This window comes from Bradyrhizobium sp. AUGA SZCCT0283, from assembly GCF_018130385.1.
Classification (GTDB): domain Bacteria; phylum Pseudomonadota; class Alphaproteobacteria; order Rhizobiales; family Xanthobacteraceae; genus Bradyrhizobium.
Window position 1 is genome coordinate 86,830 of the sequence record NZ_JAFCLU010000015.1, and the last position, 21,352, is coordinate 108,181.

The following is a 21,352-nucleotide window of genomic DNA, read 5'->3' on the forward strand; positions in this document are numbered from 1 at the left end:
CGGACATGAAGGCCGTCGGATACCGAAAATCGCTCCCCATCGAGGACGCGAATGCCCTGATCGATTTCGAAACCGCCAAGCCGGAACCGAAGGGCCGCGACATCAGAGTCGCCGTCAACGCGATCTCGGCCAACCCGGTCGACTACAAGGTCCGCAAGCGCGCCGCCCCGCCCGAGGGCGAAACCAAAATCCTGGGCTATGACGCGGTCGGAATCGTCGATGCCATCGGTCCCGACGTGACCCTGTTCAAGGCGGGCGACGAGGTGTTTTACGCCGGCTCGATCCTGCGCCAGGGCACGAATGCGGAATTTCATCTGGTCGACGAGCGGATCGTCGGCAAGAAGCCGAAATCGCTGTCGTTCGCGCAGGCCGCAGCGCTGCCGCTGACCTCGATCACCGCCTGGGAATTGCTGTTCGATCGGCTCGGCGCCGTGCCGGGCAAGAGCGTCGATCCGCGTACCCTGCTGATCACCGGCGGCGCCGGCGGTGTCGGCTCGATCCTCATCCAGCTCGCGCGCCGCCTGACCGGCCTGACGGTGGTCGCCACCGCCACGCGGCCGGAGTCGCAAAAATGGTGCCTCGACCTCGGGGCACATGCCGTGATCGACCATTCCCAACCGATGAAGGAGCAGATCGAGAAGCTGAAAGTGCCGCCGGTGGCGCTGGTCGCGAGCCTCACCTTCACCGACCAGCATTACAAGGCGATCGCCGATTTCATCGCGCCGCAAGGCAAGTTCGGCCTGATCGATGATCCCCCGGAATTTACCGTCAGTGCCTTCAAGGGCAAGGCGGTCTCGATCCACTGGGAATCGATGTTCACGCGCTCGTCGTTCCAGACGGCTGACATGATCGCCCAGCATCACCTGCTCAACGACGTGGCAGACCTGATCGACAAGGGCGTCCTGCGCACCACCCTCGACCAGACCTTTGGCACCATCAACGCCGCCAATCTGAAACGCGCCCATGCACTTTTGGAAAGCGGCAAATCGCGCGGCAAGATCGTGCTGGAGGGGTGGTAGCGGAGGCCCAACAACAGGGTTGATCGGGAGGTCGATTCAAGGGACGCTGCTCCATCGATCCGGGACGGCTGTCGCCGAAAACCCCGGCGCGAATTGCCGGGGAACACGGAAGACAGGAGACCTGTTTCGACATGATACGGATGGTTTTGGCGGCCGCGATAGCGTCGGCCTGTGTGGTGGGCTGTGCTTCGATCGCAACGGCGCAAGGTGGCTACCCCGAAAAACCGCTGCAGTTGATCGTGCCCTTTCCAGCCGGCGGGGCCTCCGATGTCGTCGGACGCATCGTTGCCGGCGAGCTCGAGGCGCGTCTGGGCAAGCCCGTGATCGTGCTCAACCGCCCCGGCGGCGGTACGACGATCGCAGCGAAGGAAGCCGCCAACGCGGCGCCCGACGGCTACACCCTGTTCTCCAGCTCGAATTCGACCTTCACCCTGCAGAATGCGGTGAAGGAGAACGTACCGTACGACAGCGCCAGGGATTTCGAGCCGATCGGCCAGACCGGCACCCTGACCATGGTGCTGGTCACCCATCGCGACAATCCGATCAAGGACGTTGCTGCGCTGGTCGCGGCGGCCAAGGCCAATCCCGACAAGCTGTCGCTGGCGTCCTTTGGTGTCGCGACCATTTCGCATTTTGCCGGCGAGCTGTTCAAATCGAGCGCCGGCATCAAGATGGTTCACCTGCCCTACAAGGGCAGCGCGCCGGCGATGAACGACCTGATAGGCAAGCATATCGACTACCACGTCGACACCGTGATCGCGATCAGGCCGCTGCTCGAAGCCGGCACGGTTCGCCCGCTGGCGGTGTTCTCCGCCAAGCGTTCGCCGTTCCTTCCCGACGTGCCGACGCTCGCCGAACTCGGCTATCCCAATATCGACCTTGTCTCCTGGGGTACCGTGGTCGTGCCCAAGGGAGTCCCTCCGGCCATTCGCGACCGGCTGGCCTCGGTGCTGGAAGAGGCGATCGCAAGCCCTTCGGTGATCGAACGCTTTAAGAAGGTCGGGTACGAAGCCGCCTTCAAGCGCTATCCGGACTGGCCGGGCTTCATCGCCAGGGAAACCGCCGAGATGAAGGAACTGGCCCGCAAGGGCGGGATCAAGGAAGAGTGATCCCGACATGACCGAGCCGTGCGATCTGCCCGCGGTAACAGCCCGGGCGCTGATCGGCGAGCGCAAGCTTTCGCCGGTCGAACTTCTGGAAAGTTGCATCTACCGCATCGAGGCGATCGATCCCGTCGTCAATGCGGTCATTGCGCGCTCGTTCGAGTCCGCGCGCGCGACGGCGCAGGAGAGCGAAGCTGCCGTGATGCGCGGCGATGCGCTCGGGCCGCTGCACGGGCTTCCGCTCGGGGTCAAGGACCTGATCGACGCCAAGGGGCTGCCGACGAGTTTTGGCAGCGTGCTGTTCAAGGACAACATTGCGGCCGAGGACGAGGCGATCGTTGCGATGCTCAAGCGCGCCGGCGCGATCGTCGTCGGCAAGACCAACGTCCCCGAATGGGGCGCGGGCGGCAACACCCGCAACGCGCTTCATGGCGCCACCGGCAACCCGTTCGATCCCGAACGCTCCGCCGCCGGTTCATCCGGCGGATCGGCGGTAGCACTTGCCACCGGCATGGTGCCGCTGGCGACCGGTTCGGACACCGGAGGCTCGGTCAGGAACCCCGCCGCGTTTTGCGGTGTCGTCGGATTCCGCCCCTCGCCCGGGCTGATCGCCAGCAACAGCCGCAACATGGCCTGGCTGCAGATCTCGCAGCTTGGACCAATGGCGAGAAATGTATCGGACGCGTGCCTGATGCTTTCCTGCATGCTGGATCGCGACGCGCGCGATCCGCTGTCGGCCATCCTTCACGCCGGCGGAGCGCCCGTGCGCGAGTCCTACCGCAATCCGCCACGGACCGATCTCGCCAGCTTGCGGATCGCAGCGACATCCGATTTTGGATTTGCGCCGACCGAGCGCGCCATCGCCGAGACGTTCAGGAAGAAACTCGCGACATTTGGATCGGCCTTCCGCAGCCTCGAATGGACCCATCCGGATTGCAGCCACGCCGACGAGGTGTTCCGGATCTTGCGCGCCGTCGCATTTCTGGGCCGCCACCGCGAGCTTGCGGAGAAGTATCCGGACAAGGTGGGCCCCAACATTCGCGACAATGTCGCCGAGGGACTCGGGTATTCCGCCCTCGACGTGGCGCGCGCGCTTTCGCTGCAGACCGCGCTCTACCGGAGCTGGCAACAATTCTTCGGCGAGCATGATTTTGTCATTGCGCCGACGGTCACGATCAGCCCGCGGCCGTGGTCGGAGCTCTACCCGGCCACGATCGACGGCAAGCCAACCCAGAGTTATTTCCACTGGCTGGCGCTGGCCTATGCCGTGACCAATGTCGGGCATCCGGCGGTGGCGATACCGGCCGGCCGCGACGGCGCCGGATTGCCGTTCGGAATCCAGATCATCGGCCCGCGCGGCGGCGATGTCGCGACGCTTTCGGTCGCCCGCGAGATCGAGGCCCTGCTTGGCGCCAATCGGGAGACGGCCCGTCCCATCCCCGATCTCGCCTGGCTGCGCCGCCAGCCGCCGATGTCCTCCCGGCCAGGTTTTCTGGATTTCGACTGAGGCGATATTCGTCCGCGGTTATTGCTGGTTCCAGGCGGAACCAACAGCAAATTCATTGCCTTGTGCTGGCAACTGCTCCGAAGCCGCCTCTTGAACGCACGTTCATCAAAATTAAATCAACCGCAAATGCCGCTCGGAACCGGCGCTTACGCAACGAACTTCACTCGAATGTGTTTAGCGAGTGTCTTTAGGGAAAGGAGTACGTTCCATGAGGAAAGCACCTTTGGCCTTGGCCGCCGCAGCGACCCTCGGCCTCGCCACGATCGCGGCACCGGCACCTGCAGAGGCACGGTGGGGGCACGGGGGATGGGGGCCAGGCCTGGCCGGCGGACTTTTGGCGGGAGCGATAATCGGCGGCATCGCGTCAAGCGCCTACGCCTATGGTCCGGGTTACGGATATTATGGCGGCTACCCCGGCTATTATGGCGGATATTACGGCGGCTATGCGCCAGCCTACTATGGCGGATATTACGACGAGCCTTACTATCCCGTGGTTCGCTATCGCCGCGTCATACGCCCGGCATACGCCTACTATGGTGGTCCGCGGTTCTATGGTCCGCGGTTCTACCATCGCCGCCACTGGCATCATTGGTGATGCATCGAGTCGAAAGGGCCGCCAACAGGGCGGCCCTTTTTTGATGAACAACGCATCAGCCGATGGTTCAGTCGATTTCATGCACCACGGTGCGGGTGGCGGGATCGACCAGCATCACGCGATTGTTCGAATAGACATATCGATACTTCGTTACTGACGGGCCCCAATCCGAAGGCACCGCCTCGAGTTCGACATCGGTCGGCACCTTGGCGCCAACTACAATCCTTTCCTGTGTTTCCACCGGACGGATCTTGTGCTCGGTGACGTAGCTCTTGATCCGGGTGCGATATTCCGGCTCGATCCGGACTGTCGCGCCGGCGGCTCCGGTCGTCGTCTCGACGGTAGTGGTCTGAGCGTTAGCCATCGTCGCAACCAGCGACGCTGCCGCCGCAATCATGAATAGCTTCTTCATCTGGTTCCTCCTCAAACCGCATCAGCGCGGCTGCAGGAAAAACAGATTTTTCGCGCTCTTGTTCCGAGAAGAATTCAGCACCGCAGCGCGTTGAAGGCGCAACGATATCGCCTGACGCGACGCTTTCAGCGCGGGACTCCGATGCAAGCTCAAACCGGCGCCACGCCCTCAACGAAGATCAGCCGCCGATCCAGTGCAGTCCGCCGCAGTTTCAGCGCCTCCGCGTATTCCGGCGAGGCGTACCATTCGCGCAAACGTTCCATGGTGGGAAATTCGACGACGATGATGGTTTTCGGCGGCGGCACGCCTTCGATCAAGTTTGCAGCGCCGCCGCGCACCAGATAGCGGCCGCCATATTGCGCGATCGTTTTCGCGGCGATGGTGCGATAGGCCTCGAAGCCCGCCGCCTCGCGCATCTCGACTTCGGAAATGACATAGGCCGGCATCGGACACCTCACCACGACATCATCGAAGCGAGATATCGTGCGCGACCAGCCGGCGCGCAATCGCCGGCATCCGCCAAAAAAAAGCGGCGCCCAAGGGCGCCGCTGTGAAATTTTCGATCCGGAAAACTTACGCCGCTTCGGCGGACTTTTCCTGCACCGGGCCGGAATCCAGGCCCTTGGCATCGACGTCGCGGTCGACGAACTCGATCACCGCCATCGGCGCGTTGTCGCCGTAGCGGAAGCCGGCCTTGATGATGCGGGTGTAGCCGCCCTGGCGGTCCTTGTAGCGGGGCGCCAGCGTGTCGAACAGCTTCTTGACCTGATCCTTGTCCCGCATTTCCGAGATCGCCTGGCGGCGCATGGCGAGGCCACCCTTCTTGCCGAGGGTGACCAGCTTCTCGACGATCGGACGCAGCTCCTTGGCCTTCGGGAGCGTGGTGACGATCTGCTCGTGCTTGATCAGCGCCGCGCACATGTTGGCGAACATGGCTTTGCGATGCTCGGCGGTGCGGTTGAGCTTACGATGAACCTTGCCGTGACGCATTGAACTATTCCTTCTATTCGTCGCGACGGTTCGTCGGACTTGTTGCTCAGGTGGGCTGCCTGCGTTCGCCCTGGGTAGCGAGTAGCGAATGGTGAGTAGCGAGTAGGTTCTTCCCTATTCGCTATTCGCCAATCCCTATTCGCTCAGTAGTGATCCTCGAAGCGCTTGGCGAGCTCGTCGATGTTCTCCGGCGGCCAGCCCGGCACTTCCATGCCGAGATGCAGACCCATCTGGGCCAGCACTTCCTTGATCTCGTTCAGCGACTTGCGGCCGAAGTTCGGGGTACGGAGCATTTCCGCTTCCGACTTCTGCACGAGGTCGCCGATGTAGACGATGTTGTCGTTCTTCAGGCAGTTGGCCGAACGCACCGACAGTTCGAGCTCGTCGACCTTCTTGAGGAACGCCGGGTTGAAGGCGAGATCGGGGATGATCTCCTGCGCCACTTCCTTGCGCGGCTCTTCGAAGTTCACGAACACGTTGAGCTGATCCTGCAGGATGCGGGCGGCGTAGGCCACCGCGTCTTCCGGCGAGATCGCGCCGTTGGTCTCGATCGTCATGGTCAGCTTGTCGTAATCGAGGATCTGGCCCTCGCGGGTGTTCTCGACCTTGTAGGAGACCTTGCGCACGGGCGAGAACAGGCTGTCGACCGGGATCAGGCCGATCGGCGCGTCCTCGGGCCGGTTGCGCTCGGCGGCGACGTAGCCCTTGCCGGCGGCGACCGTGAACTCCATGCGGATTTCCGCGCCCTCGTCCAGCGTGCAGATCTGCAGGTCGGGATTGAGCACCACGACGTCGCCGACGGTCTGGATGTCGCCGGCGGTGACGACGCCCGGGCCGGACTTCTTCACGACCATGCGCTTGGGGCCTTCGCCCTGCATCTTGATCGAGATGTCCTTGATGTTGAGCACGATGTCGGTGACGTCCTCGCGAACGCCCGCGATCGAGGAGAACTCGTGCAGCACGCCGTCGATGTGCACCGACTGCACGGCGGCGCCCTGCAGCGACGACAGCAGGATGCGGCGCAGCGCGTTACCGAGCGTCTGGCCGAAGCCGCGCTCGAGCGGTTCGGCGACGACGGTGGCAAACCGGGTCGCATCGGTGCCCGGCGTTACCTGCAGCTTGTTCGGTCGAATGAGTTCTTGCCAATTTTTCTGGATCGTCACTTTGTCACCCCTTCGGGTCAATAGACCGGCCGGTCGATTTGCCTTCAAATCACCGGCGTTGGAGATCCGCGGATCTGTCCGCGGCAGTCAAAATTCCAAAACCAATCGCTAAGGCGGTGCGAGCCGCCCGCGACCAGATATCAGACGCGCCGGCGCTTGCGCGGACGGCAACCATTGTGCGGGATCGTCGTCACGTCGCGGATCGACGTCACGGTGAAGCCCGCCGCCTGCAGCGCTCGAAGCGCCGATTCACGGCCCGAACCGGGGCCCGCAACCTCCACTTCCAGCGTGCGCATGCCGTGTTCCTGCGCCTTCTTGGAAACGTCTTCGGCCGCGACCTGCGCGGCATAGGGGGTCGACTTGCGCGAGCCCTTGAAGCCCATCGTGCCGGCCGACGACCAGGCAATGGTGTTGCCCTGCGCATCGGTGATGGTGATGGTCGTGTTGTTGAACGACGAATTGACGTGCGCGATGCCCGAGGCGATGTTCTTGCGTTCGCGGCGGCGTACGCGGGTGGCTTCCTTGCCCATTACCTAAAACCTTCCTGTGATCTCAAACGCCGCCGTACTGCCAGCGGCTACACCTAAAAAGGCGAGTGGCGAACGGTGAACAGCGAATAGATCCTATTCGCCACTCCCTGTTCGCTATTCGCAAAATTACTTCTTCTTGCCGGCGATCGACTTGGCCGGGCCCTTGCGCGTGCGCGCGTTGGTGTGGGTGCGCTGGCCGCGCACCGGCAGGCCGCGGCGATGACGCAGGCCGCGATAGCAGCCGAGGTCCATCAGACGCTTGATGTTGATACCGGTCTCACGGCGAAGATCACCTTCAACGAGATAGTCGCGGTCGATCACTTCACGGATCTGCAGGACTTCCTGGTCGCTCAGCTGGCTGACGCGACGATCCAGGGGGATCTTGACCTTCTCGATGATCTCGGCCGCGTTCTTCTGGCCGATGCCATGAATGTACTGGAGCGCGATCAGGACGCGCTTGTTGGTCGGGATATTCACGCCGGCAATACGGGCCACGGACTTCTCTCCTGTCGCCGATCCCTCATGGAGCGGCCTTTAAGTTCTTGCTATCTCGGGCAGGTGTCCGCAAACGCGAACACGACGCCCTTCCCCTCATCTGCTTCGGGGCCCGGCATCGTCATAAAACTATCCGACTTGGATGCGGGGCTTATTAAAGGATTCAACTCGGTTTCGTCAACCGTCTCTACCGCTTAGCTCGCTTTTTCGTGACCTTTTTTGGCAGCCTTGCGGACGGTCTTTTTCGCAGCCTTTTTGGCCTTCCCGGTTCCCCGCCCCTTGGCCGGTGACCCGGCCTTCCGGCCTGCCTTCTTGCCCACCTTCTTAGCCCCCTTGGAAGCCGGTTTGGCGGCCTTGGGCGCCGTTTTGACGGCCTTCTTGCCGGTTTTGGCAACCTTTTTGCCCACCGGCCGGGCGGTCTTCCTGGCGGCTCCCCTGGCCTTCCGGGCCGGCACCGCAGCTCTGGGTTCCACTGCGCCGACGGCGGACAGGATCCGGTAGATCTCCCGGGTGACCTGCTCGATGGTCATCATCCCGTCGACCGTCGCCAGCTTCCGACGCTCGGAATAATAGTGGATCAGCGGCTCGGTCATCGAGCGGTAGCTCGCCAGCCGCTTCGACAGCACTTCCGGAGTGTCATCGATTCGCACTTCCTCGCCGCGCGCCCGCATCTCGGCGACGCGCGTCTCGACCCGGTCCAGAAGCGCGCTCTCGTTGACGCGCAGTTCGATCACGGCGTCGAGCCTGATGTGCTTCTTCTTCAGGAGCTCGTCGAGCGCTGCCGCCTGCGGCACCGTGCGGGGAAAGCCGTCGAGGATGAAACCGTTCTTCATGTCGGGCTGGTCGAGACGGTCGGAGATGATCCCGATCACGATCTCATCCGGCACCAGCGCACCGCTGGCCATGATGTCCTTGGCCTGCAGGCCGACCGGCGTTTCGGCTGCGACCGCCGCGCGCAGCATCTCGCCGGTCGAGAGCTGGACGATGCCGTACTTCTGAACCAGCCGCTGCGCCTGGGTCCCCTTGCCCGCGCCCGGCGGACCCAAAAGGATCAATCTCATGACTATTCGCCCCCCGGCTTGGTGAGCGAAACGCCGCGCACCCTCTTATTGAAATTCAGACCGCAGCGTTTCCGCGAGATCAGCGGCGGCGGCCCCTCAGCTTGGATTTCCTGATCAGCCCCTCATACTGATGGGCCAGCAAATAGCCCTGCACCTGCGCCACCGTATCCATGGTCACGCTGACGACGATCAGAAGCGAGGTTCCGCCGAAGTAGAACGGCACCGAAGCGTAGGAAATCAGGATTTCGGGAATCAGACAGACGATCGCCAGATAGACCGCGCCGAGCACGGTAATGCGCGACAGCACGTAATCGATATATTCGGCGGTGCGCTCGCCCGGGCGGATGCCGGGGATGAAGCCGCCATGCTTCTTCAGATTGTCGGCGGTCTCGGTCGGGTTGAACACGATCGCGGTGTAGAAGAAGGCGAAGAACACGATCAACGCCAGATAAAGGAACAGGAACAGCGGACGGCCGTGGCTGAGCTGGGTGTTGAGCCACTGGAACCATTCCGGACCCTTGCCGGCGTTGAAGTTCGCAACGGTGGCCGGCAGCAGCAGCAGCGACGAGGCGAAGATCGGCGGGATCACGCCCGAAGTGTTGAGCTTGAGCGGCAGATGCGAGGACTGGCCCTCGAACATCTTGTTGCCGACCTGGCGCTTCGGATACTGGATCAGCAGCCGGCGCTGCGCGCGCTCCATGAACACGATGAAGGCGATCACGGCGACCGCCATCACGATCACAACCAGGATCAGGCCGGTCGACAGCGCGCCCTGGCGTCCCAGTTCCAGCATGTTGGCGAGCGCCGACGGCAGCTCGGCGACGATGCCGGCCAGAATGATCAGCGAAATGCCGTTGCCGATGCCGCGCGAGGTGATCTGCTCGCCGAGCCACATCAGGAACATGGTGCCGCCGGTCAGCGTGATCGTTGTCGAGAGCAGGAAGAAGACGCCGGGCTCGGTGACGACGTTGCCGGCGCCCTGCAGGCCGACGGCGATGCCGTAGGACTGGAACGCGGCCAGGATCACCGTCAGATAGCGGGTATACTGGTTCAGCGTCTTGCGGCCGGCCTCGCCTTCCTTCTTCAGCGCCTCGAGCTGCGGCGAAACCGTGGTCAGGAGCTGGATGATGATCGACGCCGAAATGTACGGCATGATGTTCAGCGCGAAGATCGCCATGCGGTGGATGCCGCCGCCGGCGAACATGTTGAACATGCCGAGGATGCCGCCGGCTTGCGACTTGAACACCTGCTCCCAGATCGCGGGGTCGATGCCGGGCAGCGGGATATAGGTGCCAAGCCGATAAACGAGCAGCGCACCCAGCGTGAACCAGATGCGCTTCTTCAGTTCGTCGGCTTTCGCCAAGGCGCCGAAATTGAGGTTTGCCGCAAGTTGTTCTGCTGCTGAGACCATGTTCAGGCTTTCTCCCGCCGCCCCCCAAGCCGATGCCCCGGTCGGGGCCCTCGGCAGACGCCGGACATTATTTGGTGCTCGGCTTCGATAAGTCCATTGGTCTATCGTGCGGATCGCCCGCCAATGAGCGGGCGATGACGCAGATGTTACGCCGCCTCGCCTTCTTCCTTCTTGGCCGGGGCCAGAATCTTCACCGTGCCGCCGGCCTTCTCGACCGCAGCAATCGCGGATTTGGAGGCGCCATGCACCTCGATCGCGAGCTTGGCCTTGAGTTCGCCGCGGCCGAGCAGCCGCAGGCCGTCCTTGGCGCGACGGATCACGCCCGCCTTCACCAGCGATTCGACGGTGACGGTTTCCTTGGCGTCGACCAGCTTGGCGTCGATCGCCTCCTGCAGCCGGTCGAGATTGATCTCGGCGAAGTCGAGCCGGAAGATGTTGTTGAAGCCGCGCTTCGGCAGGCGGCGATGCAACGGCATCTGGCCGCCCTCGAAGCCCTTGATGCGCACGCCCGAACGCGCGGTCTGGCCCTTGCCGCCGCGGCCCGAAGTCTTGCCCTTGCCCGAACCGATGCCACGGCCGACGCGCATGCGCTTCTTGCGCGAGCCGGCGTTGTCGGCGATATCGCTGAGCTTCATCGTTGGTTTCCTTTATCCTTGGCGCATGATCTTGACCGAAAACCGGTACCCGCTTTTCGGGATCACGCTCCGATCTTACTTCTCGCCGACGACGCGGACGAGATGTTGAACCTTGGCGATCATGCCGCGAATCGCAGGCGTGTCCTGCAACTCGGTGACACGACCGATCTTGTTGAGCTTGAGGCCGATCAGCGTCGCACGCTGCGAGTGATGGCGGCGGATTGCGCTGCCGGTCTGCTCGACCTTGATCGTCTTTGCGGCCTTGGCCATCGTCTTAACTCCAAAGAGCGCTTGAGAATCGCGCCGGTTATTCGGCCACCACTTCGGCATCGCCGCCGACGCGGCGCGACTGCAGCGTGGACACCTTGATGTTGCGGCGCGCGGCCACCGAACGCGGCGAATCCTGATGCTTCAGCGCGTCAAACGTCGCGCGAACCATGTTGTAGGGATTCGACGAGCCGATCGACTTCGCCACCACGTCCTGGATGCCGAGCGTTTCGAACACCGCGCGCATCGGGCCGCCGGCGATGATGCCGGTACCGGCCGGAGCGGCGCGCAGGTAGACGCGGCCGGCGCCGTGGCGGCCGGCGATGTCGTGATGCAGCGTGCGGCCTTCGCGCAGCGCGACGCGGGTCAAATTGCGTTTGGCCGACTCGGTCGCCTTGCGGATCGCTTCGGGAACTTCGCGCGCCTTGCCGTGGCCGAAACCGACCCGGCCCTTCTGGTCGCCGATCACGACCAGCGCCGCAAAGCCGAAGCGCTTGCCGCCCTTGACGACCTTCGCCACGCGATTGATGTGGACGAGCTTGTCGACGAACTCGCTGTCGCGCTCCTCGCGATCCCTGCTCCGTTCGCGTCCGCCGCGTTCGCGTTCACCTGCCATGGTGTTTTCCAATCTTTAGGGGAGTAAAGCCCCTGTCCTCGTAATTATCCAAAACGGTTCGTTAGAAGCTGAGGCCGCTCTCGCGGGCCGCATCCGCGAGCGCCTTGACGCGCCCGTGGTAGAGATAGCCGCCGCGATCGAACACCACTTCCTTGACGCCGTTCTTCACGGCGCGCTCCGCCAGCAGCTTGCCGACGGCCTTGGCCGCATCGATGTTGGCGCCCGTATTGCCGCTCTCGCGCATGGTCTTTTCCAGCGACGAGGCGGAAGCCAGCGTTTCGCCCTTCAGGTCGTCGATGACCTGGGCGTAGATGTGCTTCGACGAACGGAACACCGACAGACGCGGACGTCCATTGGCGGACCGGCGCAGCGAGTTGCGCACGCGCTGCTTGCGCCGGGCATTCGTGACCTTGAGTGACATGACCGGCTCCGTTACTTCTTCTTGCCTTCCTTGCGGAAGATGAATTCGTTGGCGTACTTCACGCCCTTGCCCTTGTAGGGCTCCGGCGGGCGGTAGGCGCGGATTTCCGCGGCGACCTGGCCGACGCGCTGGGAATCGGTGCCCGTGATCGTGATCTCGGTCGGCTTCGGCACCACGATGGTGATGCCTTCCGGGATCGCGTAGACGACGTCGTGGCTGTAGCCGAGCGCGAGCTGCAGGTTCTTGCCCTGCAGCGCAGCACGGTAACCGACGCCGGTGATCTCGAGCTTCTTCTCGAAACCCTTGGTGACGCCCTCGACCAGATTGGCGACCTGCGCGCGCGCAGTGCCATACATCGCCTGCGCCCGGTTGGTTTCGATCCGGGGCGCGACCTTGACCGCGCCGTTCTCGAACTTCACTTCAACGTCGTCATGCACGACGAACTGAAGCTGGCCCTTCGGCCCCTTCATTTTGACGGTCTGCCCTTCGACGCTCGCCGTCACACCGGACGGGATCGGAACGGGCCGTTTGCCAACACGTGACATGGCTTCAATCCTTCCTCAGAACACCGTGAAGAGAATTTCGCCGCCCACATTCGCGTCGCGCGCGGCGTGGTCAGCCATGATTCCCTTCGGCGTCGACAATACCGAAATGCCGAGACCGTTATTCACGCGCGGCAGGTTCTTCACCGAGGCGTAAACCCGACGGCCCGGCTTGGAGACCCGCTCGATCTCGCGAATGACGGGCTCGCCGTCGAAATATTTCAGCTCGATCTCGAGCTCGCTGCGGCCCGAAGCATGTTCGACGCTGGCGTAGCCGCGGATGTAGCCCTCGGACTTCAGCACTTCGAGCACGCTGGCGCGCATCTTCGAGCCCGGGGTCGAGACCTTGGACTTCGAACGCATCTGCGCGTTGCGGATGCGGGTGATGAGATCGGAGATCGGATCGTGCGTTGACATCTTGACGACCCTCCTTACCAGCTCGACTTCACGAGCCCGGGAACCAGGCCCTTGGAGCCGAGTTCACGCAGCGCGATGCGGGAAAGCTTGTTCTTGCGGTAGATCGAGCGCGGACGGCCGGTCAGTTCGCAGCGGTTGCGGATCCGCGTCGCCGACGAATTGCGCGGCATCTGGGCGAGCTTCAGCGTCGCCGCGAACCGCTCTTCCATCGGCCTGCTCTTGTCGGCGATGATCGCCTTCAGCTTCGCACGCTGCGGGGCGGCGTTCTTCGTCATCCGCTTGCGCCGGTTGTTCTTCTCGATCGAACTCTTCTTTGCCATGCTTGGCTCCTGGGTTTCCGCGTTTGAGAGGCTTTAACTGCGTCTCACTGCCGGAACGGGAAATTGAATGCGGTCAACAAGGCACGCGCCTCGTCGTCGGTCTTCGCCGTGGTGCAGACCGTGATGTCCATGCCGCGGGCTTCCGAAACCTTGTCGAAATCGATTTCGGGGAAAATGATGTGCTCCTTGAGGCCGAGCGAGTAGTTGCCGCGGCCATCGAAGCTCTTCGGGTTGAGGCCGCGGAAGTCGCGCACGCGGGGCAGCGCCACGTTCACCAGGCGATCGATGAACTCGTACATCTTGGCCTTGCGCAGCGTGACCTTGCAGCCGATCGGCTGGTTCTCGCGCAGCTTGAAGGTCGCGATCGCAACCCGCGAATAGGTCACGATCGCCTTCTGGCCGGCGATCTGCGTCAGCTCGCCAGCCGCGGTCTCGGCCTTTTTGCGGTCGTTGACGGCATCGCCGACGCCCATGTTGAGCACGACCTTGTCCAGCCGCGGCACCTGCATGACGTTGGCATAGCCGAACTTTTCAGTCAGCTGGCCACGAATGCTCTTGTCATACTCCGCGCGCAGGCGCGGTGTGTAAGCGGTATCAGCCATCGATCTCTGCTCCCGAGCTCTTGGCAATGCGTACCTTCTTGCCATCAGCCTGAATCTTGAAGCCCACGCGGGTCGGCTTGCCGTCCTTGCCGACATAGGCGACGTTGGACAGGTGGATCGGCGACTCCTTGGAGATGATGCCGCCTTCCTGGGCCTGGGTCTGCTTCTGGTGACGCTTCACCATGTTGATGCCGCGCACCAGCGCCTTGTTTTCGGCGGGGCGGACCTCGAATACTTCGCCGGTGCGACCCTTGTCGCGGCCGCTCAGCACGATGACCTTGTCACCTTTCCGGATCTTGGCAGCCATCACAGCACCTCCGGCGCAAGCGAGATGATCTTCATGTGGTTCTTGGCGCGCAGCTCGCGCGGCACGGGCCCGAAGATACGGGTGCCGACCGGCTCCGACTGGTTGTTGATCAGCACGGCGGCGTTACGGTCGAAGCGGATGACCGAGCCGTCGGCGCGGCGGATGTCCTTGCGGACCCGCACCACGACGGCCTTCATCACATCGCCCTTCTTCACCTTGCCGCGCGGAATCGCTTCCTTGATCGACACGACGATAACGTCGCCCACGGTAGCATAGCGGCGCTTGGAGCCCCCAAGCACCTTGATACACATGACACGGCGTGCGCCTGAATTGTCGGCCACGTCGAGGTTGGTCTGCATCTGAATCATTGATGCACCTCGTCCTCTTTCTGATGCGCTCGAATTAGCGCCGAAAATTTTTCCTGATTATTCATCCGGCCGGGCCGAATGAATCTCAGGCGGTTTTCTTCTGCTCGCCCCGGACCACGGTCCAGCGCTTCAACTTGGAGATCGGCTTGCTCTCCTCGATCCACACCATGTCGCCCGGCTTGAACTCGTTGTTCTCGTCGTGCGCGTGGTAGTTCTTGGAGCGGCGGATCGTCTTCTTGTAGATCGGATGGGTGAAGCGGCGATCGACTCGCACAACCACCGTCTTGGCTTGCTTGTCGCTCACGACCACGCCCTGAAGGGTACGTTTCGGCATAATAAGGCCTCTTACTTCTTCTTCGCGCGCGTTTGCGCGGCGATGGTCTTGATGCGGGCGATATCGCGGCGGGCTTCGCGCAGCCGCGAGGTGTTCTCCAGCTGCCCGGTGGCGCGCTGGAAACGCAGGTTGAAACGTTCCTTCTTCAGATTGAGGACGGCGTCGTCCCTCTGGTCGTCGCTCATCGCGCGGATGTCTTCAACTTTCATCGGGGCCATGACGTTACTCCGCAATGCGCGCGACGAAGCGCGTCTTGATCGGCAGCTTGGCGGCGGCAAGCGAGAGCGCTTCCTTGGCGGTCTGCACCGTGACGCCGTCGATCTCGAAAATCACGCGGCCGGGCTTGACCCGCGCCACCCACAATTCCGGCGTACCCTTGCCGGAGCCCATGCGGACCTCGGCGGGCTTCTTCGACACCGGCAGGTCCGGAAACACGCGGATCCAGACGCGGCCGGCGCGCTTCATGTGACGGGTCAGCGCGCGGCGCGCGGCTTCGATCTGGCGGGCGGTGATGCGCTCGGGCGCCATCGCCTTCAGGCCGAATTGACCGAACGACAACGTCGCACCCGAAGTCGCAACGCCGTGGATACGGCCCTTATGCGCCTTCCGGAACTTCGTTTTCTTTGGTTGCATCATGGCTTTAAGCCCTCAAACCTTCTTCTGATGTCTCACGCAGCGTCGCGGCGCGGACGTGCGGTGTCGCCTTCGGCCATCTTCTTGTCCTGGGCCATCGGATCGTGCTCGAGGATCTCGCCCTTGAAGATCCAGACCTTGACGCCGCAGGTGCCGAACGTGGTGAACGCGGTCGCCACGCCGTAATCAATGTCGGCGCGCAGCGTGTGCAGCGGCACGCGGCCTTCGCGATACCATTCCATGCGCGCGATTTCGGCGCCGCCGAGACGGCCCGAGCAGTTGATACGGATGCCTTCGGCGCCGAGGCGCATCGCCGACTGCACCGCCCGCTTCATGGCGCGGCGGAACGCGACGCGGCGCTCGAGCTGCTGGGCGATCGATTCGGCGACCAGGGTGGCGTCGAGTTCGGGCTTGCGGATTTCGACGATGTTGATGACGACGTCGGAAGCCGTGATGTCGGCAACCCGCTTGCGCAGCTTGTCGATGTCGGCGCCCTTCTTGCCGATCACCACACCCGGACGCGCCGAATGGATCGTCACGCGGCACTTCTTGTGCGGACGCTCAATCACGATGCGGGCGACGGCCGCCTGCTTGAGCTCCTTGTGCAGGATCTCGCGGATCTTGACGTCCTCATGCAGCAGCTTGCCGTACTCGTTCTTGCCGGCGAACCAACGGGAATCCCACGTCCGGTTGATGCCGAGACGCAGTCCGATTGGATTGATCTTTTGACCCATCGTTTTCTCCCGCGCCGCTTTAAGCGCTTGCCTCGGCCTCGACCTGACGAACCACGATGGTCAGGTGCGAGAACGGTTTATACACACGCCCCGAACGGCCTCGGCCGCGCGGCGAAAAACGCTTCATGACGATGCCGTTGCCGACATGCGCCTCGGCGACGACGAGATCGTCGACTTCGAGGTCATGGTTGTTCTCGGCGTTCGCGATCGCCGATTCCAGGCACTTCTTGACGTCGACCGCGATCCGCTTGCGCGAAAACTGCAGGTCGGCGAGCGCAGCCGAAGCCTTCCGGCCGCGGATCAGCTGCGCGACAAGATTGAGCTTCTGCGGACTGACGCGCAGCATCCGGGCAATTGCCTTGGCCTCGTTGTCCGCGAGGCTACGTTCGCGCTTTGGTTTGCTCATCGTCTATTCCTCAAGCCTTCTTGGCTTTCTTGTCGCCAGAATGGCCATGGAAGGTACGGGTCGGCGAGAACTCGCCGAACTTGTGACCCACCATTTCCTCGTTGACCGAGACCGGCACGTGCTTCTGGCCGTTGTAGACGCCGAAAACCAGGCCGACGAACTGCGGCAGGATGGTCGAGCGGCGGCTCCAGATTTTGATGACGTCGTGACGGCCGGACGCGCGCGCAACATCTGCCTTCTTGAGCAGAGACGCTTCGACGAACGGGCCTTTCCAGACTGAACGTACCATGTCCGGCGTTCCTTACTTCTTCCGCTTGTGGCGGCTTAGGAGGATGAATCGATTGGTCGACTTGTTCGAACGGGTCTTCTTGCCCTTGGTCGGCTTGCCCCACGGGGTGACCGGGTGGCGGCCGCCCGAGGTGCGGCCTTCGCCGCCGCCGTGCGGATGGTCGATCGGGTTCATGACGACGCCGCGGTTATGCGGACGCCAGCCCAGCCAGCGGGTACGGCCGGCCTTGCCGATCGAGATGTTCATGTGATCGGGGTTCGACACCGCACCGATGGTGCCGCGGCAACGGCCGTGCACCAGGCGCTGCTCGCCCGAATTCAGGCGCAGAATGACGTAGTCCTGGTCGCGGCCGACGATCTGGGCATAGGTGCCGGCCGAGCGCGCGATCTGGCCGCCCTTCCCGATCTTCATCTCGATATTGTGGATGATGGTGCCGACCGGCATGTTGCCGAGCGGCATGACATTGCCGGGCTTGACGTCGACATAGTTGCCGGCAACCACGGTGTCGCCCGCAGCCAGACGCTGCGGCGCCAGGATGTAGGCCTGCTCGCCGTCCTGATACTTGATCAGCGCGATGAACGCGGTGCGGTTCGGATCATACTCCAGCCGCTCGACGACGGCGGGAACATCGACCTTGTTCCGCTTGAAGTCGACCAGGCGGTAGGACTTCTTGTGGCCGCCGCCGCGGAAACGAACGGTGATGCGACCGGTGTTGTTGCGGCCGCCATTGCCGAGCTTGCCCTCGGTCAGCGCCTTCACCGGCTTGCCCTTGTAGAGCGCCGAACGGTCGACCATCACCAGCTGGCGCTGGCCCGGCGTCGTCGGATTGTATGTTTTCAATGCCATCGCTGTGTCGCCTTATAGTCCGGTAGTGACGTCGATGCGGTGGCCCTCTTCGAGGGTCACGACAGCCCGCTTCACGTCCGACTGCGAACCGAAATTGCCGCGGAACACCTTGGTCTTGCCCTTGCGGACCAGCGTGTTCACGCGCTTCACCTTGACGTCGAACAGCTTTTCGACGGCTTCCTTGATTTGCGGCTTGGTCGCCTTGCTGGCGACCTTGAACACCACCTTGTTGTGCTCTGACGCTACCGTCGCCTTTTCGGTGACGACAGGAGCGACGATCACGTCGTAATGGCGCGGATCGATGTTCTTCATTTGAAGCGCGCCTCCAGCGCATCGACTGCCGCCTTCGTCAGCACGAGCTTCTGACGACGCAGAATGTCGTAGACGTTGATGCCCTGGATCGGCAGCACGTCGATATTCGGAATGTTGCGCGCAGCGGTGGCGAAACCGGCATGCACCTCGGCGCCGTCGATGATCAGCGCATTGGTCAGGCCGAGACCCGAGAAATGGCCGACCAGCGCCTTGGTCTTGGCGTCCTTGATCTGCGCATTGTCGATCACGATCAGGCCGCCGTCCTTGGCTTTCGCCGACAGGGCATGCTTGAGCGCCAGCGCGCGCACCTTCTTCGGCAGGTCGGTCGCGTGCGAGCGAACCACCGGACCGAACGCACGGCCACCGCCGCGGAACTGCGGCACGCGGGCCGAGCCGTGACGGGCGCCGCCGGTGCCCTTCTGCTTGTACATCTTCTTGCCGGTGCGCCAGACGTCGGCGCGGCCCTGCGTCTTGTGCGTCCCGGCCTGGCGCTTGTTGAGCTGCCATTGCACGCAACGCTGAATGATGTCGGCACGCGGCTCGAGACCGAAGATCGCGTCCGAGAGCTGGACCGAGCCAGCTTCCTTGCCTTCAAGGGTCGTGACTTTCAGTTCCATCTCACGCGCCCTCCTGCTCGGCCGGAGCCTGAGCCTGCTCACCGCCGGCGACCTTGAACTTGCCGGGCTTCGGAGCATCCTTCGGCAGCGGCTTCTTCACGGCGTCGCGCACCGAGATCCAGCCGCCCTTGGAGCCGGGAACGGCGCCTTCGACGAGGATCAGGCCGCGCTCGACGTCGGTCTGCACCACACGCAGATTGAGCGTGGTGATGCGGTCGACACCCATGTGACCGGGCATCTTCTTGTTCTTGAAGGTCTTGCCGGGATCCTGACGTCCACCGGTCGAACCGATCGAACGATGCGAAACCGACACACCGTGGGTGGCGCGCAGACCGCCGAAATTCCAGCGCTTCATGCCGCCGGCAAACCCCTTACCGACCGAGGTGCCGGTGACGTCGACGAACTGGCCGACCACGAAATGGTCCGCCTGAATCTCGGCGCCAACCGGGATCAGCGCGTCCTCGGACACGCGGAACTCGGTGACCTTCCGCTTGGGCTCAACCTTGGACACCGCAAACTGGCCGCGCTCTGCCTTCGGCAGATAGACGGTCTTGCGGGTACCCGAACCGAGCTGCAGCGCGACGTAACCGTTTTTCTCGGTCGTGCGGTGGCCCAGCACCTGGCAGTTGCCCAGCTTCAGCACGGTCACAGGGATATGTTCGCCGGTCTCCGTAAAGACCCGCGTCATCCCGACCTTTTGTGCGATCACTCCGGAGCGCATCGGCGTGCTTCCTGTTCTTTCTGTCCGCTAACTTCGGACGATCCTGAAATTTAGAGCTTGATCTCGACGTCGACACCGGCGGCCAGATCGAGCTTCATGAGAGCATCGACGGTCTGCGGGGTCGGGTCGACGATGTCGAGAAGGCGCTTGTGGGTGCGCATCTCGAACTGCTCGCGGCTCTTCTTGTCGACATGCGGAGAACGGTTAACGGTGAACTTCTCGATGCGGGTGGGCAGCGGGATAGGTCCGCGAACCTGGGCACCGGTACGTTTCGCCGTGTTCACGATCTCGCGGGTCGACGTATCGAGGATACGATGGTCGAACGCCTTGAGACGGATGCGAATATTTTGGCCGTTCATTGCCGTTTGTCTTTCTTTGTCGCTTAAGGGCGAGTGGTGAGTAGCGAATAGCGAATGGATCCAATCCACCCGCTACTCGCCATTCCCTACGCTTACTCGATGATGCTTGCGACGACGCCGGCACCGACGGTGCGGCCGCCTTCACGGATCGCGAAGCGCAGCTTTTCTTCCATCGCGATCGGCACGATCAGGTGCACTTCCATCGCAATGTTGTCGCCCGGCATCACCATTTCGGTGCCTTCGGGCAGATGCACGACGCCGGTCACGTCGGTGGTGCGGAAGTAGAACTGGGGCCGGTAGTTGGTGAAGAACGGGGTGTGACGACCGCCCTCCTCCTTGGTCAGGATGTAGGCCTCAGCCTTGAACTTGGTGTGCGGCTTGACCGAACCCGGCTTGCACAGCACCTGGCCACGCTCGACTTCCTCGCGCTTGGTACCGCGGAGCAGCGCACCGATGTTGTCGCCGGCCTGGCCCTGGTCGAGCAGCTTGCGGAACATTTCGACGCCAGTGACGATGGTCTTCTGGGTGTCGCGGAGACCGACGATTTCGATTTCCTCGCCGACCTTGATGATGCCGCGCTCGACGCGGCCGGTGACGACGGTGCCGCGACCCGAGATCGAGAACACGTCTTCCACCGGCATCAGGAACGGCTGGTCGACCGGACGCTCCGGCTGCGGAATGTAGCTGTCCACCGCCTTCATCAGTTCCAGGATCGCATCATGGCCGAGCTTGGGGTCCTTATTCTCCAGCGCTGCCAGCGCCGAACCCTTCACGATCGGGATGGTGTCGCCCGGGAATTCGTACTTCGACAGCAGTTCGCGGACTTCGAGTTCGACGAGTTCGAGCAGTTCCGGATCGTCGACCATGTCGCACTTGTTCAGGAACACCACCAGCGCGGGAACGCCGACCTGACGGGCGAGCAGGATGTGCTCGCGGGTCTGCGGCATCGGGCCGTCGGCCGCCGACACCACCAGGATCGCGCCGTCCATCTGCGCCGCACCGGTGATCATGTTCTTCACGTAGTCGGCGTGGCCCGGGCAGTCGACGTGAGCATAGTGCCGGTTCGCGGTCTCGTATTCGACGTGGGCGGTCGAGATCGTGATGCCGCGCGCCTTCTCTTCCGGCGCCTTGTCGATCTGGTCGTACGCCGTGAACGTCGCACCGCCGGTTTCAGCCAGCACCTTGGTGATCGCTGCGGTCAGCGAAGTCTTGCCATGGTCGACGTGACCGATGGTTCCGATGTTGCAGTGCGGTTTAGTACGTTCAAACTTTGCTTTGGCCATTTGACTCTCCGTTCAGTCGTTAGCTTTGAACCAACGA

At 62.9% G+C, this 21,352-nt stretch carries 34 protein-coding genes; 4 read left to right on the top strand and 30 right to left on the bottom strand.

Translation table 11 applies throughout. The annotated features are described in order from the left end of the window. Positions 1 to 5 precede the first annotated feature (5 nt). From JQ624_RS21070 to JQ624_RS21085, 4 genes are all read left to right on the top strand, one after another. The gene (locus JQ624_RS21070) at positions 6 to 1,019 is read left to right on the top strand and encodes a zinc-binding alcohol dehydrogenase family protein (protein WP_212420831.1); all 1,014 of its coding nucleotides are present in this window, start codon (positions 6 to 8) and stop codon (positions 1,017 to 1,019) included. Positions 1,020 to 1,150: 131 nt separating this feature from the next. After that, positions 1,151 to 2,128, top strand: a complete 978-nt coding sequence (locus JQ624_RS21075) for a tripartite tricarboxylate transporter substrate binding protein (RefSeq protein WP_249129965.1) — start codon at positions 1,151 to 1,153, stop codon at positions 2,126 to 2,128. A gap of 7 nt (positions 2,129 to 2,135) precedes the next feature. Continuing rightward, entirely contained in the window at positions 2,136 to 3,629 is a 1,494-nt protein-coding gene (locus tag JQ624_RS21080) for an amidase (RefSeq protein ID WP_212420832.1), read from the top strand. A gap of 208 nt (positions 3,630 to 3,837) precedes the next feature. After that, positions 3,838 to 4,224: a hypothetical protein gene (locus JQ624_RS21085; protein WP_212420833.1), complete on the top strand. Its 387-nt coding sequence runs from the start codon at positions 3,838 to 3,840 to the stop codon at positions 4,222 to 4,224. Between the two features lie 67 nt (positions 4,225 to 4,291). Here the strand turns inward: JQ624_RS21085 and JQ624_RS21090 are convergent, their stop codons facing one another. From JQ624_RS21090 to tuf, 30 genes are all read right to left on the bottom strand, one after another. After that, positions 4,292 to 4,636 carry a DUF1236 domain-containing protein gene (locus JQ624_RS21090; RefSeq protein WP_212420834.1) on the bottom strand — a complete coding sequence of 115 codons (345 nt, stop codon included), beginning with the start codon at positions 4,634 to 4,636 and terminating at the stop codon, positions 4,292 to 4,294. Between the two features lie 149 nt (positions 4,637 to 4,785). Continuing rightward, positions 4,786 to 5,082 (bottom strand): DUF1330 domain-containing protein, encoded by a 297-nt coding sequence (locus JQ624_RS21095; protein ID WP_212420835.1) that lies wholly within the window; start codon positions 5,080 to 5,082, stop codon positions 4,786 to 4,788. Positions 5,083 to 5,209: 127 nt separating this feature from the next. Further along, positions 5,210 to 5,626, bottom strand: a complete 417-nt coding sequence (gene rplQ, locus JQ624_RS21100; protein WP_212420836.1) for a 50S ribosomal protein L17 — start codon at positions 5,624 to 5,626, stop codon at positions 5,210 to 5,212. Between the two features lie 143 nt (positions 5,627 to 5,769). Then, positions 5,770 to 6,810, bottom strand: a complete 1,041-nt coding sequence (locus JQ624_RS21105) for a DNA-directed RNA polymerase subunit alpha (protein WP_212420837.1) — start codon at positions 6,808 to 6,810, stop codon at positions 5,770 to 5,772. Positions 6,811 to 6,929: 119 nt separating this feature from the next. After that, positions 6,930 to 7,319, bottom strand: coding sequence for a 30S ribosomal protein S11 (rpsK, locus tag JQ624_RS21110; protein ID WP_006021048.1), 390 nt, complete (start codon positions 7,317 to 7,319; stop codon positions 6,930 to 6,932). A 126-nt stretch (positions 7,320 to 7,445) separates the two neighbouring features. Further along, positions 7,446 to 7,814, bottom strand: a complete 369-nt coding sequence (gene rpsM / locus JQ624_RS21115) for a 30S ribosomal protein S13 (protein ID WP_057849112.1) — start codon at positions 7,812 to 7,814, stop codon at positions 7,446 to 7,448. 194 nt (positions 7,815 to 8,008) lie between these two features. Beyond that, on the bottom strand, positions 8,009 to 8,875 hold the full coding sequence (locus tag JQ624_RS21120) for an adenylate kinase (RefSeq protein ID WP_212420838.1): 867 nt from the start codon (positions 8,873 to 8,875) through the stop codon (positions 8,009 to 8,011). 79 nt (positions 8,876 to 8,954) lie between these two features. Next, positions 8,955 to 10,286, bottom strand: a complete 1,332-nt coding sequence (gene secY, locus JQ624_RS21125) for a preprotein translocase subunit SecY (RefSeq protein ID WP_212420839.1) — start codon at positions 10,284 to 10,286, stop codon at positions 8,955 to 8,957. Between the two features lie 146 nt (positions 10,287 to 10,432). After that, positions 10,433 to 10,921 (bottom strand): 50S ribosomal protein L15, encoded by a 489-nt coding sequence (gene rplO, locus JQ624_RS21130; RefSeq protein WP_212420840.1) that lies wholly within the window; start codon positions 10,919 to 10,921, stop codon positions 10,433 to 10,435. 75 nt (positions 10,922 to 10,996) lie between these two features. Further along, positions 10,997 to 11,191 (bottom strand): 50S ribosomal protein L30, encoded by a 195-nt coding sequence (rpmD, locus tag JQ624_RS21135; RefSeq protein WP_057849116.1) that lies wholly within the window; start codon positions 11,189 to 11,191, stop codon positions 10,997 to 10,999. 37 nt (positions 11,192 to 11,228) lie between these two features. Continuing rightward, positions 11,229 to 11,804 carry a 30S ribosomal protein S5 gene (rpsE, locus tag JQ624_RS21140; RefSeq protein WP_028349043.1) on the bottom strand — a complete coding sequence of 192 codons (576 nt, stop codon included), beginning with the start codon at positions 11,802 to 11,804 and terminating at the stop codon, positions 11,229 to 11,231. 61 nt (positions 11,805 to 11,865) lie between these two features. After that, the gene (gene rplR / locus JQ624_RS21145; protein WP_212420841.1) at positions 11,866 to 12,225 is read right to left on the bottom strand and encodes a 50S ribosomal protein L18; all 360 of its coding nucleotides are present in this window, start codon (positions 12,223 to 12,225) and stop codon (positions 11,866 to 11,868) included. An 11-nt stretch (positions 12,226 to 12,236) separates the two neighbouring features. Continuing rightward, positions 12,237 to 12,770: a 50S ribosomal protein L6 gene (gene rplF / locus JQ624_RS21150; RefSeq protein ID WP_212420842.1), complete on the bottom strand. Its 534-nt coding sequence runs from the start codon at positions 12,768 to 12,770 to the stop codon at positions 12,237 to 12,239. 15 nt (positions 12,771 to 12,785) lie between these two features. Then, positions 12,786 to 13,184, bottom strand: a complete 399-nt coding sequence (gene rpsH / locus JQ624_RS21155) for a 30S ribosomal protein S8 (RefSeq protein WP_057834252.1) — start codon at positions 13,182 to 13,184, stop codon at positions 12,786 to 12,788. A gap of 14 nt (positions 13,185 to 13,198) precedes the next feature. Continuing rightward, entirely contained in the window at positions 13,199 to 13,504 is a 306-nt protein-coding gene (gene rpsN, locus JQ624_RS21160; protein ID WP_212420843.1) for a 30S ribosomal protein S14, read from the bottom strand. Positions 13,505 to 13,548: 44 nt separating this feature from the next. Beyond that, the gene (gene rplE, locus JQ624_RS21165; protein ID WP_212420844.1) at positions 13,549 to 14,106 is read right to left on the bottom strand and encodes a 50S ribosomal protein L5; all 558 of its coding nucleotides are present in this window, start codon (positions 14,104 to 14,106) and stop codon (positions 13,549 to 13,551) included. Then, positions 14,099 to 14,413 (bottom strand): 50S ribosomal protein L24, encoded by a 315-nt coding sequence (rplX, locus tag JQ624_RS21170; protein WP_212420845.1) that lies wholly within the window; start codon positions 14,411 to 14,413, stop codon positions 14,099 to 14,101. The genes rplE and rplX overlap by 8 nt, the downstream gene beginning before the upstream one ends. Beyond that, positions 14,413 to 14,781, bottom strand: a complete 369-nt coding sequence (rplN, locus tag JQ624_RS21175) for a 50S ribosomal protein L14 (RefSeq protein WP_011473865.1) — start codon at positions 14,779 to 14,781, stop codon at positions 14,413 to 14,415. Before rplN ends, rplX begins: the two co-directional genes overlap by 1 nt. Before the next feature lie 85 nt (positions 14,782 to 14,866). Then, positions 14,867 to 15,115, bottom strand: a complete 249-nt coding sequence (gene rpsQ / locus JQ624_RS21180) for a 30S ribosomal protein S17 (RefSeq protein ID WP_009797129.1) — start codon at positions 15,113 to 15,115, stop codon at positions 14,867 to 14,869. A gap of 11 nt (positions 15,116 to 15,126) precedes the next feature. Beyond that, the gene (rpmC, locus tag JQ624_RS21185) at positions 15,127 to 15,333 is read right to left on the bottom strand and encodes a 50S ribosomal protein L29 (protein WP_025588647.1); all 207 of its coding nucleotides are present in this window, start codon (positions 15,331 to 15,333) and stop codon (positions 15,127 to 15,129) included. A gap of 4 nt (positions 15,334 to 15,337) precedes the next feature. Then, positions 15,338 to 15,751 (bottom strand): 50S ribosomal protein L16, encoded by a 414-nt coding sequence (rplP, locus tag JQ624_RS21190; RefSeq protein ID WP_025588649.1) that lies wholly within the window; start codon positions 15,749 to 15,751, stop codon positions 15,338 to 15,340. Between the two features lie 32 nt (positions 15,752 to 15,783). Further along, on the bottom strand, positions 15,784 to 16,482 hold the full coding sequence (gene rpsC, locus JQ624_RS21195; RefSeq protein ID WP_025588651.1) for a 30S ribosomal protein S3: 699 nt from the start codon (positions 16,480 to 16,482) through the stop codon (positions 15,784 to 15,786). A gap of 19 nt (positions 16,483 to 16,501) precedes the next feature. After that, positions 16,502 to 16,888: a 50S ribosomal protein L22 gene (gene rplV, locus JQ624_RS21200; protein ID WP_212420846.1), complete on the bottom strand. Its 387-nt coding sequence runs from the start codon at positions 16,886 to 16,888 to the stop codon at positions 16,502 to 16,504. A 10-nt stretch (positions 16,889 to 16,898) separates the two neighbouring features. Further along, entirely contained in the window at positions 16,899 to 17,177 is a 279-nt protein-coding gene (gene rpsS, locus JQ624_RS21205) for a 30S ribosomal protein S19 (RefSeq protein ID WP_212420847.1), read from the bottom strand. A gap of 12 nt (positions 17,178 to 17,189) precedes the next feature. After that, positions 17,190 to 18,023, bottom strand: a complete 834-nt coding sequence (gene rplB, locus JQ624_RS21210) for a 50S ribosomal protein L2 (protein WP_212420848.1) — start codon at positions 18,021 to 18,023, stop codon at positions 17,190 to 17,192. Positions 18,024 to 18,035: 12 nt separating this feature from the next. After that, on the bottom strand, positions 18,036 to 18,335 hold the full coding sequence (locus JQ624_RS21215) for a 50S ribosomal protein L23 (protein WP_057849127.1): 300 nt from the start codon (positions 18,333 to 18,335) through the stop codon (positions 18,036 to 18,038). Further along, a complete protein-coding gene (rplD, locus tag JQ624_RS21220; RefSeq protein ID WP_025588657.1) occupies positions 18,332 to 18,952 on the bottom strand; it encodes a 50S ribosomal protein L4 in 621 nt (206 codons plus the stop codon). Before rplD ends, JQ624_RS21215 begins: the two co-directional genes overlap by 4 nt. Before the next feature lies 1 nt (position 18,953). Then, positions 18,954 to 19,673: a 50S ribosomal protein L3 gene (gene rplC, locus JQ624_RS21225; RefSeq protein ID WP_025588659.1), complete on the bottom strand. Its 720-nt coding sequence runs from the start codon at positions 19,671 to 19,673 to the stop codon at positions 18,954 to 18,956. 50 nt (positions 19,674 to 19,723) lie between these two features. Continuing rightward, positions 19,724 to 20,032 carry a 30S ribosomal protein S10 gene (rpsJ, locus tag JQ624_RS21230; protein WP_002712302.1) on the bottom strand — a complete coding sequence of 103 codons (309 nt, stop codon included), beginning with the start codon at positions 20,030 to 20,032 and terminating at the stop codon, positions 19,724 to 19,726. A gap of 92 nt (positions 20,033 to 20,124) precedes the next feature. Then, positions 20,125 to 21,315, bottom strand: a complete 1,191-nt coding sequence (tuf, locus tag JQ624_RS21235) for an elongation factor Tu (RefSeq protein WP_025588679.1) — start codon at positions 21,313 to 21,315, stop codon at positions 20,125 to 20,127. Positions 21,316 to 21,352 lie beyond the last annotated feature (37 nt).